Genomic DNA, 15,612 nt, shown 5'->3' on the forward strand with positions numbered 1-15,612 from the left:
GCACCGGCTCAGCCCCCGAACCACCGCGCCGGCACGATCACCAGCTGCGGAAACGCCACCATCACGAAAAGGATCGCGAACTCGGCCAGCATGAACGGCACCACGCCGCGCGTGACGTCGTCCATCGAGATCTTGCCGACGCCCGCCACCACGTTGAGCACCGTGCCCACCGGCGGCGTGACGAGGCCGATCGAGTTGTTGATGATGAACAGCACGCCGAAGTACACGGGGTCGATGCCGGCCGCCTTCACCACGGGCATGAGCACCGGCGTGAGAATGAGGATGGTCGGCGTCATGTCCATCGCCGTGCCCACCACCATCACGAGCACCATGATCGCGATCATGAGCAGCATCTGGTTGCCCATGAACGGCTGCAGCATGCCCACGATCTTGGAGGGCAGGTCGGCCACCGTGATGAGCCAGGCGCTCACCATGGCCGCGGCGATCAGGAACATCACGATGGCGCTGGTCTTGGCCGCGTTCACGAAGATGGCATACAGGTCTCTCCAGGTGATCTCGCGGTACACCACCGTCGACACGAAGAGCGCGTACACGGCGGCCACCACCGCGGCCTCGGTGGGCGTGAACACGCCCATGCGCAGGCCCACGAGGATGATCACCGGCAGCATCAGCGCCCACAGTGCGTTGCGGAAGGCAGCGGCAATCTCGGCCGACGACTTGCGCGGCGGCGGCACGATCTTTTCGCGCCGCACCAGCCAGGCCCAGGTGATCCACAGCGCGCCGCCGATCAGCAGCCCGGGCACGATGGCCGCGAGAAACAGCTTGGAGATCGACACGTTGGCCGCCACGCCGAAGATCACGAGGCCGATGCTCGGCGGGATCACGGGGCCGATCACGCCGGTGGCCGCAATGAGGCCGGCCGCGCGCGGTTTGTCGTGGCCCGCGCGCACCATCATCGGCAGCAGCAGCGCGGTGAGCGCGGCGGCGTCGGCCACGGCCGAGCCCGAGAGCGCCGACAGCAGGCAGCCCGCCATGATGGTCACGTAGCCCAGGCCGCCCTTCACATGGCCGACGAGCGCGAGCGCGAAGTCGACGATGCGCTTGGACAGCCCGCCCACGTTCATGATCTCGCCCGCGAGCATGAAGAAGGGCACGGCCAGCAGCGGAAAGCTGTCGGCGCCGCCGATCACGTTCTGCGTGAGGATCTGCGCGTCGAACAGGTCGAGGTGCCACATCAGCGCGACACCGCTGGCCAGCAGCGAGAAGGCGATGGGAATGCCCATCGCCATGGCAAGCAGCAGCGAGCCGACGAAAACAACGATGGTCATGGCCGTGCCCCCGGTTCCTTGCCGTCCTGCGAACCCAGGATCTGCTGGAGTTGCACGGCTTCTTCCGACTCCTGCACCATCACCAGCTCATGGTCCGCGATGCGGCCCGTGAGCAGGCGCAGCAGGTCGAGCGCGAGGATGAGCCCGGCGAGCACCGAGAACACGATGCCCGCGGCGTAGACGATGGCCATCGACGCGCCGGTGACGGGCGCCGTCACGTCCCAGTTGATGCGCGCCTGCGCGATGCTGCCCTGCAGCAGCAGCCAGACGATGTAGAGCATGACCGCATGGCCGACGGCCAGGCAGATCTTCTTGCCGATGGGGGGCAGCTTCTGCACCACCATGTCGACACCCAGGTGGCCGTGCTCCTTCAGCGCCACCACGGCGCCCAGGAAGGTCATCCAGATGAAGAGCCAGCGCGAGATTTCCTCGGACACCGTGATGCCCGAGTTGAAGCCGTAGCGCAGCACCACGTTGCCGAACACGAGCACGACCATGACCGCGAGCGCGGCCGCGATCAGCGCCTCGATGCCGGTGCAGCACCGGTCGAGCCAGCGGGTCATGCGGAGGCCTGTGCTTGCGCCTGCGCCTGGCGCTGCATGTCGACCAGCGCGCGCAACGCCGCCAGGTACGACAGCGGGCCCAGGCCCTGGACCGTGCCCTTCACCGCCGGCGAGATGATCGAATGCGCGCGCCATGCCTCGCGGGCTGCGATGTTGGACATGTGGACCTCGATGGTCGGGAACGGCATGGCCTTGATCGCGTCGTGCAGCGGCACGCCGTGCTGCGTGAGGCCGGCGGGGTTCACCAGCGCGCCTTGCGCATCGTCGATGTGCGTGTGCAGGAAGTCGATCAGGTCGCCTTCGTGGTTCGACTGGATGGTTTCGAGCGTCACGCCGAGTTCGACGGCGAGCGCCTGCAGCTGCGCGTTGATTTCGGCGAGCGTGGTCTTGCCGTAGATGTGGGGTTCGCGGCGACCGAACAGGTTGAGGTTGGGGCCGTGGAGAACGAGGATCTTCATGGGGAGCTTCGGTGAGGGACTGACTGGCTTGCTGACTTGTTTACTTGCGGATGCGTGCGAGCTCGTCGTTGTAGAGCTTGACGATGGCGGGGTCGTACTGGGCGGCGAACTTGTCGATGACGGGCTTGGCGATGTCGCGCATGCGCTTCTGCTCGGAGGCACTGAGTTCGTTGAACTGCGCGCCCTTGGCCTGCAGTTCGCCGACGGACTTCTGTGCCGCAGCGCGGCTCACCTGCCGCTGGTAACCGCGTGCCTCGTTGGCCGCGTCGTTCATCATCTTCTGCTCGGCGGGCGTGAGCGAGTCCCAGAACTTCTTGCTCACCAGCACGATGTTGGCGGCGTACACGTGGTTCGTGGCGCTCACGAACTTCTGCACTTCGTAGAACTTGTTCGACAGGATCACCGCATACGGGTTCTCCTGCCCGTCGACCGCCTTGGCTTCGAGGGCACCGTAGAGCTCGGCGAACGGCATCGGCACCGGGTTGGCCTTGAAGGCCTTGAAGGTTTCGAGGAACACCGGGTTGGGGATCACACGGATCTTCAAACCCTCGAGGTCTTCAGGCTTGGTGATCGGGCGCTTGCTGTTGGTGACGTTGCGAAAGCCCAGGTCCCAGTAGCCCAACGCGACGAGACCCTTCTCGGGAAGCTTGGCAATCAGCGCCTGGCCCAGCGGCCCGTCGAGCAGTGCATCGGCCTGCGCGAAGTTGTTCACCGAGAAGGGGAAGTCGACGAGGCCGAACTCCTTGACGATGCCCGCGAGCGATGTGGTCGCCGGCGCCGACATCTGCTGCACGCCGCCTTGCAGCGCCGACTGCTGCTGCATCTCGTTGCCCAGTTGCGAGGCGGGGAACTCCTGCACCTTCATCTTGCCGCCGCTCTTGGCCGAGAGCAGCTCGGCAAAGCGCTTGACGCCGAAGCTCACGGGATGGTCGGCGTTGTTCAGGTGGCCGAAGCGGATCACGCGCTCCTGCTGCGCCCACGACGGGGCGGTGAGACCGGCGCACAGGCCGGCCACGGCAAGCATACGAAGAAGTTTCACGAAGGGTCCTCAGGCGGGAAGGAGAAAAAAGGGGAGAAAAGAGGGAACAGAGGCGAGGAAAAAATGCAGGACGAAGGCGATCGTATTTTTGTTGGAAAGAATTTCCATAATGGAAATCCCTTCCCCGAGTTCTGCTACGCTGGCGACCCACGAGCCGCGGGCCTCAGTGCCCGTGTTGACGAGACGACACCCGGAGGACGAAATGAGCGGAATACTGGAGCGCAGCTTCAAGGTGCTGGAACATCTGGCGGAGCATCCCGAGGGGTGCGCGCTGTCGGCGTTGGCCAGCGAATTGCAGATTCCATTGAGTGCATCGCACCGATTGCTTGCGGAGCTCATCCGCTGCGGCTACGTGCGGCAGGAGGCGCGCGACGGCCACTACGTGCTGACCATCAAGCTGGTGTCGATCAGCCTGTCGTTCCTCAGCCGATCGGGCATCGTCGACATCGCGCAGCCGCTGCTCGACCAGCTGGCCTCGACCTCGGGCGAGCTCGTGCGCCTGGCGGTGGTCGACGGCGAAGACCTGACCTTCGTCGCCAAGGCGCAGGGCGCCACACACGGCCTGCGCTACGACCCCGACATGGGCCTGTCGGTGGCGCTCTCGTGCAGTGCGGCCGGGCATGCGTGGCTGTCGACCCTGGGCGAAGACGACGCCATGGCGCTCGTCGCCAAGAAGGGGCTGGGCAAGCCCGAAGACTTTGGCCCCAAGGCGCCCACGTCACTCAAGGCCGTGATGGCTTTCGTGAAGGCGGCGCGCCAGCGCGGCTTCAGCATGATCAACGAGGTGTTCGCCCCCGCGATGACCGCCATGGCTGCGCCCGTGTTCGGCGCCGACGGCACGGCGATCGGGGTCGTCACCATCGCGGGCCCGTCGGTGCGGCTCACGCCGCAACGCATGGAAGCGCTCGGGCCGGCGCTGTGCCAGGCCGCCGAAGAGGTGGCGCGCGCCAGCGGGGCCTCGGCGCTGTTCAAGAAGAGGGCGTAAGCCCTGCCGGTTTCACCACCCCCAAAAAGAGAAGGAGACATCACCATGAAGACGAAGCAATCGAAGCGCACCTTGCTGCTGGCCGCCGTGGCGGCGACCCTCGCGTTCGCCGCCCCCGGCGCGTTCGCGCAGCTCAAGGAGCGCACCATCAAGTTCGCGTTCCAGAACCAGGCCGGCCATCCGCAGGCACAGGGCGCGCAGAAGTTCGCCGACCTCGTGGCCGCGAAGTCGGGCGGCAAGATCACCGTGAAGCTGTTCCCCGGCGGCACGCTCGGCGGCGACCTGCAGACCGTGTCGGCGTTGCAGGGCGGCACGGTGGAGATGACCGTGCTCAACGCCGGCATCCTGTCGGCGCAGGTGAAGGAGTTCGCGGCCTACGACTTCCCGTTCCTCTTCAACAGCGGCAAGGAAGCCGACGTCGTCACCGACGGGCCCTTCGGCCAGAAGATGATGGCCAAGCTGGAAGACAAGGCGCTGCACGGCCTGGGCTACTGGGACCTAGGCTTTCGCAACCTCACGAACAGCAAGCGCCCGATCGTCAAGGCCGACGACATCGCGGGCCTGAAGATCCGCGTGATCCAGTCGCCGATCTACATCGACATGTTCAGCGCGCTGGGCGCCAACGCCACGCCGCTGCCGTTCCCCGAGCTGTACCCCGCGCTCGACCAGAAGGCGGTCGACGGCCAGGAGAACCCGAACACGACCATCCTGTCGTCCAAGTTCGCGGAAGTGCAGAAGTACATCACCCAGACCCGCCACATCTACAACCCGCAGGCGCTGCTCATCAGCCGCAAGACCTGGGACGGCATGAGCGCCGACGAAAAGAAGATCGTCAACGAAGCCGCCGCCGAAGCGACCGTGTTCCAGCGCCAGGCCTCGCGCGGCGCCGCCGACAGCGCACTCGACGCGCTCAAGAAGGCCGGCATGACGGTCTCCGAGCTGCCGCCCGAAGAGATGGCGAAGCTGCGCGCCAAGGTGAAGCCGGTGATCGAGAAGTACACCGCGTCGGTCGGCGAGGCCACGGTCAAGGAACTGATGGCGGAGATCGAGAAGGCGCGCAAGTAGCAGGAAAAAAGGCACCGAGCGCAGCCGCGGGGGCCGGGTGACATGTGTGTTGCCCGGCCCCCGCCGTGTTTCAAGTTGGGGCGCTGCCACATCAGATACCCCAAACGACGCACCTTCTGAGGGCTTTTCGCCTCAATATGGTTCTCCAATCCGGCAAAATGCAGGATTCGCATAAGGTTATGCACCGTTTTGGAAAACAGAGGATTGGAATGAAGCACGCATCCGCCGGGGGGTTCCTCGCACACGTCGCACAACGCAACCCCGGACAGCCCGAGTACCTGCAGGCCGTGACCGAGGTCATGGAAAGCCTCTGGCCGTACATCGAAAAGCACCCGAAGTACACGAGCCACAGCCTGCTGGAGCGGCTGGTCGAGCCCGAGCGCGTGATCATGTTCCGCATCTCCTGGGTGGATGACCACGGCGAGGTGCAGGTCAACCGGGGCTTTCGCATCCAGCACAGCCTGGCCATCGGTCCGTACAAGGGTGGCATGCGCTTTCACCCCTCGGTGAACCTGTCGATCCTGAAGTTCCTGGCCTTCGAGCAGACCTTCAAGAACGCGCTGACCACGCTGCCCATGGGCGGCGGCAAGGGCGGTGCCGACTTCGACCCCAAGGGCAAGAGCCAGGGCGAGGTGATGCGCTTCTGCCAGGCGCTCGTGACCGAGCTGTTCCGCCACGTGGGCTCCGACACCGACGTGCCGGCTGGCGACGTGGGTGTGGGCGGGCGCGAGGTCGGCTTCATGGCCGGCATGGTCAAGAAGCTCACCAACCGCGCCGACTGCGTGTTCACGGGCAAGGGCCTGAGCTTCGGCGGTTCGCTGATCCGCCCCGAAGCCACCGGCTACGGCAACGTCTACTTCGCGCAGGAAATGCTTAAGCGCAAGGGCCGCAGCTTCGACGGCCTGCGCGTGAGCGTCTCGGGCGCCGGCAACGTGGCGCAGTACACCATCGAGAAGGCCATGGCGCTGGGTGCCAAGGTGGTCACGGTGTCGGACTCGAGCGGCACCGTGGTCGACGAGGAAGGCTTCACGCCCGAAAAACTCGCCGTGCTGATGGACGTGAAGAACCACCTCTACGGCCGCGTGAGCGACTACGCCGAGCGCACCGGCACCCGCTTCGTGGCCGGTGCGACGCCGTGGCATGTGCCGGTCGACGTGGCACTGCCCAGCGCCACGCAGAACGAGCTCAACGAGGAAGACGCGCGCACGCTGGTGAAGAACGGTGTGGTCTGCGTGGCCGAAGGCGCCAACATGCCCTCGACCATCGAAGCCGTGAAGGTGCTCGAAGGCCACGGCGTGCTGTATGCGCCGGGCAAGGCGAGCAACGCGGGCGGCGTGGCGACGTCGGGTCTGGAAATGAGCCAGAACGCGGCGCGCCTGTCATGGACGCGCGACGAGGTCGATGCGCGCCTGCTGCAGATCATGCAGGGCATCCACGAGTCGTGCCTGCACTACGGTTCGCGCGCCGACGGCAGCGTGAGCTACGTGGACGGCGCGAACATCGCCGGCTTCGTGCGAGTGGCCGATGCGATGCTGGCGCAGGGCGTGGTCTGACGCCGCACCGCTGAACGCGACCTCTCTTTGCGCGTGCCCCGTCGAAAGCTGCATCTCGCCTGGGCCCTGCTCGGGGCTGCGTTCGGCTCCGGCGTTCACGCGGCGGGCGGCACGCAGGTGTTGCCCTGGCACACGCGCGGCGAAGTGCTCGAATACCGGGCCTGCGGCTGTGCCGATGCGTGCTGGGTGGCGCAGGTGCGCAGCGTGCGAACGAAGGTGCTGAAGGCCCGGCTGCGTTGCGATTGCGAGCGCCTGTTCTACAGGCCCGATCCGCGAGAACCCGAGCGCGTGGTGTCGCAGCGTTGCGAGCCGAACGACAGCAGCGACAAGTCGCAGGCGATCAGCCAGGCGTTGCAACGCCTGCGCGTCACAGCTCGATGAACGAAGAGGTCGCCTTGTTCAGTGCCAGGCGGCCCTTCGCGGTGATCGATTCCACCTGGGCCAGCTGACGGATCGCGCGTTCGTCGGGCGTGCGCTCCGACGGCGGAATGAATGCAGTCACGAGCTCGGCGGCACGCAGCACGCGCAGCCTGTCGATGTCTGCGGGCGTGTGGAGGACGTATGGCAATTTCTGCTCGGCGATGGTCCGAAGAAATTCCATGGACATGGGTCGTCTCCTTGGGTTGAAGGGAGGGCGGTTCGGACATTGTGCGCACAAACAATTAGCGCTGTGTAAACCCTGCGCCGGGCATGCCTTTGTCGCGTGTACCGAAGTGTTCTTTTTGCAAGCGCAAACGACCCCGGTGTGCCGCTTTGTTTCTGCGGTGTCCGCTTACCGCAGGGCCGCCTGCATCGGCCATGCCGTGGTGTCGGGCCGCAGCAGGTGCCAGACCACCGGATCGATGCCGTCGAAGGTCGCGCGGTAGCGATCGGACAGCCGGTTTTCGTCGGTCACGTCGCGGATCACGATGCCGTCGATGCGCTGCGCATGCGCGCGGAACACCTGCGCATAAATTTCCGGGTCGGCCTCGCCCGAATCGCCCACGAGCACGAAGCGGCGCTGCGGAAATTCGGCCAGCAGCCGCTCGATCACGCCGAGCTTGTGTGCGCGCGATTCTTCGCCGCTGGGGATCAGCGTGCGCCACGTCGTGCTCTCGCGCAGGTGCATGCTGCCGGCGGGAAAGTCGGCGTCGCGAATGAAGTCCGTGAGCGCGGGGTACAGCTGGATCGGGCTGCCCGAGAGGTAGTGAAAGCGCGTGCCGGGCGCCTGCGCCAGCGCGCGGTAGTACGCCGCCATGCCTGGCGCGGCCTCGAAGCGGCGCGCGAAGGTGTTCAGCAGCATCTCGCGCCGGTCGCGCACCTGCGTGCGCTTGATGGTGTCGTCGATGTCCGAGATGACCGACACGCCCTGCGCCGGCACGATCTGCGCGCGCCCGCGAAAGCGCGGCAGCAGTTCGCCCGGACCGGTCACGCCGTGGAACGGCAGCCACTCCTGCGACGCCGGAATGTGCGAGGCCTCGACCACCGCGCGCAGGTTGCTGCGGCCGTCGGCACCCGAGGGCGGCATCGTGAGGCGCGTGGCCGAACCGTCGAAGACGACGTCGATCACCTTGTCTTCTTCCGACTCGGCGTGGAACAGGGCGGTGCGCTGGCTGAAGCGCAGCCGCGCGGCCGGCGTGAGCTTCTTCAGGTTCATGCCGAGGTAGCGCGCAAGCGCAGCGTCCAGGCCCCAGCGGTGCTCGCGCTCGAACACCCAGGCATGCACGTCGACCTCGATCCGGCCGTCGGCGGTGGGGCGCGCGGTGCCGGGCATGAAGAGCGCCTCTTCGTCCGACTCCAGCGGCCCGGCGGCATGCAGGGCCTGCAGCGGCGCGAGGCCGGCGAGCAGGGCGGCACCGGCCAGCACGGTGCGCCGCGAGAGTTGGGGCGAGGTACCGGGCGCGCGGTGCTTGATCGTCATGCAGTGATGCGTTCGTAGGTCACGAAGCTGAAGGGCAGGCCGTCCTTGGCCGAGACGTGCGATTCGCGCTGCGTCTCGCGCCACACGACGGCGTCGAGCACGGGCGCGTGCGCGTCGCCCTCGTAGTCGCGTGCGATCTCGGTGACCACGGCGCGCTGGGCCAGGGGCTCGGCTTCGGCGTAGATCTGTGCGCCGCCGATCACCCAGGCATCGGGCAGCTTCAGTGCTTCGCACAGCGCGATCGCTTCCTGCACGCTCCCCACACGCTGCGCGCCATCGGCGGCCCAGTCGGCCTGCCGCGTGATCACGATGTTCTGGCGACCCGGCAACGGGCGAAAGCGCGGCGGCAGCGAATCCCAGGTCTTGCGCCCCATGATCACCGGCGCGCCCAGCGTCTGCTGCTTGAAGTGCGCCATGTCCTCCGGCAGGTGCCAGGGAATGGTGTTGTTCGCGCCGATCACGCCGTTGGCGGCGCGCGCGAAGATCAGGTGGATGCGGGGCGTGGCGGCACTCATGGCGTTCACACCGCCACCGGCGCCTTGATCGGATCGCCGTGCTTGTAGTCGAGCACTTCAAAGTCTTCGTACTGGTAGTCGAAGATCGAATCCGGCTTGCGCTTGATGTTCAGCGTGGGGTAGGGGTACGGGTCGCGGCTGAGCTGCAGCTTCACCTGCTCGGCGTGGTTGCTGTAGATGTGGCAGTCGCCGCCGGTCCAGATGAAGTCGCCGACGTCGAGGTCGCACTGCTGCGCGACCATGTGCGTGAGGAGCGCGTAGCTCGCGATGTTGAAGGGCACGCCGAGGAAGATGTCGGCGCTGCGCTGGTAGAGCTGGCAGCTGAGCTTGCCGCGCTCGCCTTCGGCCTGTGGCGGCGCCACGTAGAACTGGAAGAACGCATGGCAGGGCATGAGCGCCATTTTCGAGAGCTCGGCCACGTTCCAGGCGCTCACGATGATGCGGCGCGAATCGGGGTTGGTCTTGAGCGTCTTGATGACGTCGGAAATCTGGTCGATGTGGCCGCCGTCGGGCGTGGGCCAGCTGCGCCACTGCACGCCGTACACCGGGCCCAGGTCGCCGTCTTCGCGCGCCCACTCGTCCCAGATGCTGACGCCGCGCTCCTTGAGCCAGTTGTTGTTGCTCGAACCGGTCAGGAACCACAGCAGTTCCTGGATGATGGACTTCAGGTGCACCTTCTTCGTGGTCACCAGCGGAAAGCCCTCGTTCAGGTCGAAGCGCATCTGGTGGCCGAACACGCTCTTGGTGCCCGTGCCCGTGCGGTCGCTCTTGAAGACGCCATGGGTGTCGACATGGCGCATGAAGTCTTCGTACTGGGAGCGGATGGGGCGGGTGGACGAGGTCATGTTGGGAATTTTACGGGGCAGCGCTAGCATCGGCCGATGACCGGCCATGACCACTCCCACGACCATTCCCACGACCACAGCGAACTCGGCGAGATGGACCTGCGCGTGCGCGCCCTCGAAAGCGTGCTCACCCAAAAGGGCTACATCGACCCCGCCGCGCTCGACGCGCTGATCGACACCTACCAGACCCGCATCGGCCCGCGCAACGGCGCACGGGTGGTGGCGCGGGCCTGGGTCGACCAGAGCTTCCACGACTGGCTGATGACCGATGCCACGGCGGCCATCGCCTCGCTCGGCTACACGGGCCGCCAGGGCGAGCACATGGTCGCGGTGGCGAACACCGACGACCAGCACCACATGGTCGTCTGCACCCTCTGCAGTTGCTACCCCTGGCCCGTGCTCGGCCTGCCGCCCACCTGGTACAAGAGCGCGCCGTACCGCTCGCGCGCCGTGAAAGATCCGCGCGGCGTGCTGGCCGACTTCGGCACCACGCTGCCCGAGAACACCCGCATCCGCGTCTGGGACTCGACCGCCGAGGTGCGCTACCTCGTGATCCCGCAGCGCCCCGCCGGTACCGAGGGCTGGAGCGAGGCCGCGCTGGCCGCGCTGGTCTCGCGCGATTCGATGATCGGCACGCGCGTGGTCGATGCCCCTTCGGCAAGGAGCGCCGCATGACCTACACGACCCACGCCGACCTCGGCGGGCAACTTGGTTTCGGCCCCGTCACGCCCGAGCCTGAGGGCGAGCTGTTCCATGGCGCGTGGGAGTCGCGCGCGCTGGCGCTCACGCTGGCCATGGGCGCGACCGGCTCCTGGAACATCGATGCGAGCCGTGCCGTGCGCGAGACGCTGCCCGATTACCGCGACCTGAGCTACTACCAGATCTGGCTCGGTGCGCTGGAGCAGCTGATGCTGCAGCGCGGCCAGGTCTTTGCGGACGAGATCGCGTCTGGCGAGATGCGCCATCCGGCCGCGCCGGTCGCCCGCGTGCTGCAGGCCGCGAACGTGCCTGCCGTGCTCGCCAAGGGCTCGGGCACCGAACGCCCCGCGCCGGCGCCCGCGCGCTTCGCGGTCGGGCAGGCCGTGCGCATGCACCTCGGCCACGTCGACCACCACACGCGCCTGCCGGGCTATGTGCAGGGCAAGCGCGGCACCATCGAACACATCCACGGCGCACACGTGTTCGCCGATGCGAATGCGCAGGGCCTGGGCGAGCAGCCGCAATGGCTCTACACCGTGGTCTTCGACGAGGCCGAGCTGTGGGGCTGCGACGCGCCGCGCCAGAACCTCGCCGTGTCGGTCGATGCGTGGGAAAGCTATCTGGAGGCCGCGGCATGAAGGCGAACGACATGCCACCGCTCGCACTCGCCCCGGGCATGCCGCGCGACGCCGACGGGCCGGTGTTCAGGGAGCCGTGGGAGGCGCAGGCCTTCGCGATGACGCTGGCACTGCACCAGCGCGGGCTGTTCAGCTGGGTCGAGTGGGCCGAGGCGCTGGCCGGCCAGATCACCGCCGCGCAAGCCGCGGGCGACCCGGACATGGGCGACACCTACTACCGCCACTGGCTTGCGGCGCTCGAAGGGCTCGTGGCCCGCAAGGGGGCGAGTTCCGATGGCGAGCTGGCCCGCTACCGCCACGCCTGGGACCATGCGGCGGAGCGCACGCCGCATGGGCAGCCGATCGAGCTGCGGGGCGAAGACTTTCCGGGCTGAGTGTTGGGTGTTGCTCCTTCCCCCGCTGGGGGAAGGTTGGGATGGGGGAAAGCGGCGCTGGTTCGGCGCAGTGCTTCATCGAGCGCCGCGTGCCCCCACCCCGGCCCTCCCCCGGGAGGGGAGGGAGAAATACCCGGGAGCCTTAAACGCGAATGACGCGCCCCGGGTTCAGGATGTTCTTCGGATCAAGACCGCGCTTGATCGCCCGCATCATCTCCAGCGCCACCGGCGACTTGTGCTTCTCGAGCTTGTCGACCTTGAGCGAACCCACGCCATGCTCGGCCGAGAACGAGCCGCCGAACTGCTCGACCGCGTCGTAGACCAGCGTGTTGATGCGCTCTTCCTCGTTCTTCAGGAAGGCCTTGGTGTCGATGTTCTCGGGCGCCTGCACGTTGTAGTGCAGGTTGCCGTCGCCCAGGTGGCCGAAGTTCACGAGCCGCACGCCGGCGATCTCGCGCTGGAGCAACGCGTCGGTGGCTTCCACGAAGGCGGGAATGCGCGACACCGGGATCGAGATGTCGTGCTTGATGTTCAGCCCCTCTTCGGCCTGCGCGAGCGGAATGCTCTCGCGAATGTGCCAGAGCTGGTGCGCCTGCGTGAGGTTCTCGGCCACGACCGCGTCGCTCACGCAGCCGTCTTCGAACGCGGTTTCGAGCAGCGCCTCGAAGCGCGCCCGGGCGTGGTCTTCGGACTCGCTGTCGGAGTTCTCGAGCAGCACGCAGTAGGGCACGGCCTCGTCGTGGATGAAGGGCACGCGCAGTTGCGGCATGTGCTTGTCGACCAGGCTCAGCGCAAACTTGCCCATCACCTCGAAGCCCGTGAGGCCCGAGCCCAGGTGCTTGTGCGCCAGGCCCAGCAGCGTGACCGCGTGGTCGAGCGAAGGCACTGCCGCCCAGGCCGTGAGCTGCGCGGCGGGCAGCGGGTACAGCTTCATGGTCGCGGCGGTGATGACGCCCAGCGTGCCTTCGCTGCCGACGATCAGGTCGCGCAGGTCGTAGCCGGTGTTGTCCTTGCGCAGGCCGCTCGTGCCTTCCCAGATTTCGCCCTGCGGCGTGACCACTTCCAAGCCCAGGCACAGGTCGCGCGTGTTGCCGTAGCGCACGACCTGCGTGCCGCCCGCGTTGGTGGCCAGGTTGCCGCCGATGGTGCAGCTGCCCTCGGCCGCCAGGCTCAGCGGGAACAGGTAGCCGGCTTTCTCGGCCGTCTCTTGCAGGGTCTGCAGGATGCAGCCGGCCTCGACGGTCATCGTGAGGTTGGCGGCGTCGATGCTGCGGATCGCGTTCAGGCGCTGCAGGCTCAGCACCACCTGCGTGCCGCTGTCGTCGGGAATGGAGCCGACCGCCAGGCCGGTGTTGCCGCCCTGCGGAATGACGGCCGTGCCGGCCGCGGCGCAGGCCTTGACCACGTCGGCCACCTGCTGTGCATTGGCCGGGCGCACCACGGCGAGCGACTTGCCGCGCGCGCGCTTGCGCCAGTCCTGCTCGTAGGCGGTGAGGTCGCCCTCGTTCAGCACATGCGAGGCGCCGACGATGGCGCGCAGTTGGTCGATCAATACGGTGTGGGTGGCAGAAGAAGTCATTGGGCGGAAGCCTCCAGTTGACGGGCAGATGCAGCGGCAGCAGCGGCCTTGGCGTGACGCAGGCGAAGGCGCACATGCCACGCGCAGGCCGCGAAGAGCACGAGGCACAGCAGCACCTCGATGAGCGCGAGGATCTGCCCCACGCCGTTGGTGTCGCTCCAGGCGCGCACCACGCCTTCGGTGAAGTAGAGCCAGATCATCAGGCTGACCCAGCGGTAGGTGTACATGCGGTTCTTGTAGAGCCCCGCCAGCGGAATGACCAGCGGCAGCACCTTGAGCGCAAGCAGCGAGCCGCCCGGGCGCAGCGGCGCCAGCCACAGCTCCCAGGCCAGGCCCAGCACGATCAGGCCGACGAGGCTGCCCACGGCAGCCCATCGGGTGGCGCGGACGGAAGAGGGAGGAAGCGGGGTGTCGGACACAGTGGCGGCGAAAGAGAAAGAGGGGGCGCACCGGGGTGTGGGGCGCCTCTGGAAAGAGCGGATGGCATGATACCGGGCATGAATCGTCGGCAGCTTTGGAGGGATCTTTCGCGCTTTCCTTGGCGCAACACCGCAGCCGTGCTGGGCGAGCGTTTTCGCGAAGACCGCCTCGGGCTCACGGCCAGCAGTCTGACCTTCACCACGACCATCGCGATGGTGCCGTTCTTCACGGTGGCGCTCGCGCTGTTCACCGTGTTCCCGATGTTCGCCACCATGCAGGGCCGCCTGCAGCGCTGGCTGATCGAGAGCCTGATTCCCGACAACATCGCGCGCCAGGTGCTGGGCTACCTGAACCAGTTCGCGAGCAAGGCCGGCGGCCTCGGCATCGCAGGCCTGGTGGTGCTGCTGATCACCGCCATTGCGCTGATCCTCACCGTCGACAAGACGCTCAACAGCATCTGGCGCGTGCGCACGCCGCGGCCGTTGGCGCAGCGGGTGCTCATCTACTGGGCCACCATCACGCTGGGGCCGCTGATCCTGGCGGTGAGCCTGTCGACCACCTCGTATGTGTTCACCGCCTCGCGCGGCGTGGTGGGCGTGAGCATCGTGAAACTGGTTTTCGACACCTTCGAATTCGTGCTGCTCGCGGCCGGCATGGCCGCGCTGTACCACTACGTGCCGAACACCACGGTGCGTTGGTCGCATGCCTGGGCCGGCGGCCTCTTCGTGGCGGCTGCCATCGAGATCGCCAAGCGCGTGCTCGGCTACTACCTGAGCCTGGTGCCGACCTACTCGGTGCTGTACGGCGCCTTCGCCACCTTTCCGATCCTGCTGGTGTGGATCTACGTGGCGTGGGTGATCGTGCTGCTGGGCGCCGTCATTGCGGCCTACCTGCCGAGCCTGCTGGTGGGCGTGGCGCGCCGGGGCGGCGCGGCGGGCTGGCCGATGCAGCTCGCGATGGAGGTGCTGCAGCACCTGGCGCGCGCGCGGGCTACGCCAGCCAAGGGCATGGGCGCGAGCGAGCTGCTGACGCGCATGCGGGTCGACGGGCTGCAGTTGGTGCCGGTGATCGACACGCTCGTGCGGCTCGACTGGATCGCGCCGCTGGCCGAGGAGCCCGCCAACGAGGACCCGCGCTACGTGCTGCTGGCCGACCCGTCGACGCCCATCGAGCCGCTGTTGCGCGAGCTGCTGATGCCGCGCGCCGAGCCGCTCGAAGACCTGTGGCAGAAGGGCCCGCTGCACACGCTGCGGCTGGGCGACGTGCTATTGATCTAGGAGCGTCAGATTTTTACGCGCCCGGCCCAGATGTCCCGGTACATCGTCCAGTCGCCCATGAAGGAATACAGCGGGCGCTTGAACGAGGCCGGCCTGTTCTTCTCGAAGCCGAAATGCCCGACCCAGGCGAAGCCGTAGCCGGCCACCAGCCCGGCCAGCAGCCACCACGGGTTCAGCGTGACCACCAGGGCCACGAGGCACAGCAGCGAGATCGTCGAGCCCGCGAAATGCAGCCGCCGGCAGGTGACGTTGGCGTGCTCGGTCAGATAGAAGGGATAGAACTCGGCAAAGCTCGTGAAGCGGCGCGGATCGACCGTGGCCGGCGCGTCCGGCGCGGCAGGGGTGGAGGTGTTCATCGTGTGTCTCCTGCGCCCCGCAGGGGCTTTGTTGATAATAGCCACGAGCCTGCGGAC

General features: G+C 67.2%; 19 protein-coding genes. 8 read left to right on the plus strand and 11 right to left on the minus strand.

Features of this window, described 5'->3' with window-relative positions:
* Positions 1 to 8: 8 nt before the first annotated feature.
* Genes IG196_RS09260 through IG196_RS09275 form a run of 4 tightly spaced genes read right to left on the minus strand, consistent with a single transcriptional unit; the run spans position 9 to position 3,334 of the window.
* Complete coding sequence (locus tag IG196_RS09260; protein WP_192195907.1) at positions 9 to 1,289, minus strand: TRAP transporter large permease; 1,281 nt, start codon at positions 1,287 to 1,289, stop codon at positions 9 to 11.
* A complete protein-coding gene (locus IG196_RS09265) occupies positions 1,286 to 1,852 on the minus strand; it encodes a TRAP transporter small permease (protein ID WP_159275161.1) in 567 nt (188 codons plus the stop codon). The genes IG196_RS09260 and IG196_RS09265 overlap by 4 nt, the downstream gene beginning before the upstream one ends.
* On the minus strand, positions 1,849 to 2,310 hold the full coding sequence (locus IG196_RS09270; RefSeq protein ID WP_192195908.1) for a type II 3-dehydroquinate dehydratase: 462 nt from the start codon (positions 2,308 to 2,310) through the stop codon (positions 1,849 to 1,851). Before IG196_RS09270 ends, IG196_RS09265 begins: the two co-directional genes overlap by 4 nt.
* A 40-nt stretch (positions 2,311 to 2,350) precedes the next feature.
* Positions 2,351 to 3,334 (minus strand): TRAP transporter substrate-binding protein, encoded by a 984-nt coding sequence (locus tag IG196_RS09275; RefSeq protein ID WP_192196966.1) that lies wholly within the window; start codon positions 3,332 to 3,334, stop codon positions 2,351 to 2,353.
* 217 nt (positions 3,335 to 3,551) lie between these two features.
* Here IG196_RS09275 and IG196_RS09280 point away from each other — a divergent pair, with 217 nt between their 5' ends.
* The 4 genes from IG196_RS09280 (at position 3,552) to IG196_RS09295 (ending at position 7,333) form a co-directional block, all read left to right on the plus strand.
* Positions 3,552 to 4,334 (plus strand): IclR family transcriptional regulator, encoded by a 783-nt coding sequence (locus IG196_RS09280; protein WP_101492046.1) that lies wholly within the window; start codon positions 3,552 to 3,554, stop codon positions 4,332 to 4,334.
* 45 nt (positions 4,335 to 4,379) lie between these two features.
* Positions 4,380 to 5,399 carry a TRAP transporter substrate-binding protein gene (locus IG196_RS09285; RefSeq protein WP_192195909.1) on the plus strand — a complete coding sequence of 340 codons (1,020 nt, stop codon included), beginning with the start codon at positions 4,380 to 4,382 and terminating at the stop codon, positions 5,397 to 5,399.
* Between the two features lie 209 nt (positions 5,400 to 5,608).
* Positions 5,609 to 6,952 carry an NADP-specific glutamate dehydrogenase gene (gene gdhA / locus IG196_RS09290; RefSeq protein WP_192195910.1) on the plus strand — a complete coding sequence of 448 codons (1,344 nt, stop codon included), beginning with the start codon at positions 5,609 to 5,611 and terminating at the stop codon, positions 6,950 to 6,952.
* 33 nt (positions 6,953 to 6,985) lie between these two features.
* Complete coding sequence (locus tag IG196_RS09295; RefSeq protein ID WP_192195911.1) at positions 6,986 to 7,333, plus strand: hypothetical protein; 348 nt, start codon at positions 6,986 to 6,988, stop codon at positions 7,331 to 7,333.
* Here IG196_RS09295 and IG196_RS09300 read toward each other — a convergent pair.
* The 4 genes from IG196_RS09300 to IG196_RS09315 form a co-directional block, all read right to left on the minus strand.
* Positions 7,320 to 7,559, minus strand: a complete 240-nt coding sequence (locus IG196_RS09300) for a hypothetical protein (RefSeq protein WP_192195912.1) — start codon at positions 7,557 to 7,559, stop codon at positions 7,320 to 7,322. The two genes, IG196_RS09295 and IG196_RS09300, sit on opposite strands and share 14 nt — an antisense overlap.
* Before the next feature lie 165 nt (positions 7,560 to 7,724).
* Positions 7,725 to 8,852: a phosphatidate phosphatase App1 family protein gene (locus IG196_RS09305; RefSeq protein WP_192195913.1), complete on the minus strand. Its 1,128-nt coding sequence runs from the start codon at positions 8,850 to 8,852 to the stop codon at positions 7,725 to 7,727.
* Entirely contained in the window at positions 8,849 to 9,367 is a 519-nt protein-coding gene (locus IG196_RS09310) for a dihydrofolate reductase (RefSeq protein WP_192195914.1), read from the minus strand. The genes IG196_RS09305 and IG196_RS09310 overlap by 4 nt, the downstream gene beginning before the upstream one ends.
* 5 nt (positions 9,368 to 9,372) lie before the next feature.
* On the minus strand, positions 9,373 to 10,212 hold the full coding sequence (locus IG196_RS09315) for a thymidylate synthase (RefSeq protein WP_192195915.1): 840 nt from the start codon (positions 10,210 to 10,212) through the stop codon (positions 9,373 to 9,375).
* A gap of 36 nt (positions 10,213 to 10,248) precedes the next feature.
* On the opposite strand from IG196_RS09315, the gene nthA reads away from it, so the two are divergent.
* The 3 genes from nthA to IG196_RS09330 are packed head-to-tail and all read left to right on the plus strand — an operon-like array spanning position 10,249 to position 11,923.
* The gene (gene nthA / locus IG196_RS09320) at positions 10,249 to 10,887 is read left to right on the plus strand and encodes a nitrile hydratase subunit alpha (RefSeq protein ID WP_192195916.1); all 639 of its coding nucleotides are present in this window, start codon (positions 10,249 to 10,251) and stop codon (positions 10,885 to 10,887) included.
* A complete protein-coding gene (gene nthB, locus IG196_RS09325; RefSeq protein WP_192195917.1) occupies positions 10,884 to 11,549 on the plus strand; it encodes a nitrile hydratase subunit beta in 666 nt (221 codons plus the stop codon). Before nthA ends, nthB begins: the two co-directional genes overlap by 4 nt.
* A complete protein-coding gene (locus tag IG196_RS09330; protein WP_192195918.1) occupies positions 11,546 to 11,923 on the plus strand; it encodes a nitrile hydratase accessory protein in 378 nt (125 codons plus the stop codon). Before nthB ends, IG196_RS09330 begins: the two co-directional genes overlap by 4 nt.
* Positions 11,924 to 12,065: 142 nt before the next feature.
* Here IG196_RS09330 and IG196_RS09335 read toward each other — a convergent pair whose 3' ends face one another.
* Positions 12,066 to 13,502, minus strand: a complete 1,437-nt coding sequence (locus tag IG196_RS09335; RefSeq protein ID WP_192195919.1) for an FAD-binding oxidoreductase — start codon at positions 13,500 to 13,502, stop codon at positions 12,066 to 12,068.
* Positions 13,499 to 13,867 (minus strand): DUF2069 domain-containing protein, encoded by a 369-nt coding sequence (locus IG196_RS09340; protein ID WP_263864233.1) that lies wholly within the window; start codon positions 13,865 to 13,867, stop codon positions 13,499 to 13,501. The genes IG196_RS09335 and IG196_RS09340 overlap by 4 nt, the downstream gene beginning before the upstream one ends.
* A gap of 120 nt (positions 13,868 to 13,987) precedes the next feature.
* On the opposite strand from IG196_RS09340, the gene IG196_RS09345 reads away from it, so the two are divergent.
* Complete coding sequence (locus IG196_RS09345; RefSeq protein WP_192195921.1) at positions 13,988 to 15,199, plus strand: YihY family inner membrane protein; 1,212 nt, start codon at positions 13,988 to 13,990, stop codon at positions 15,197 to 15,199.
* Positions 15,200 to 15,204: 5 nt separating this feature from the next.
* On the opposite strand, the gene IG196_RS09350 is transcribed toward IG196_RS09345, so the two are convergent.
* Positions 15,205 to 15,555, minus strand: coding sequence for an Mpo1-like protein (locus tag IG196_RS09350; protein ID WP_192195922.1), 351 nt, complete (start codon positions 15,553 to 15,555; stop codon positions 15,205 to 15,207).
* Between the last annotated feature and the right edge of the window lie 57 nt (positions 15,556 to 15,612).

The sequence above is a fragment of the Variovorax sp. 38R genome (assembly GCF_014843395.1).
Classification (GTDB): Bacteria; Pseudomonadota; Gammaproteobacteria; order Burkholderiales; family Burkholderiaceae_C; genus Variovorax; species Variovorax paradoxus_H.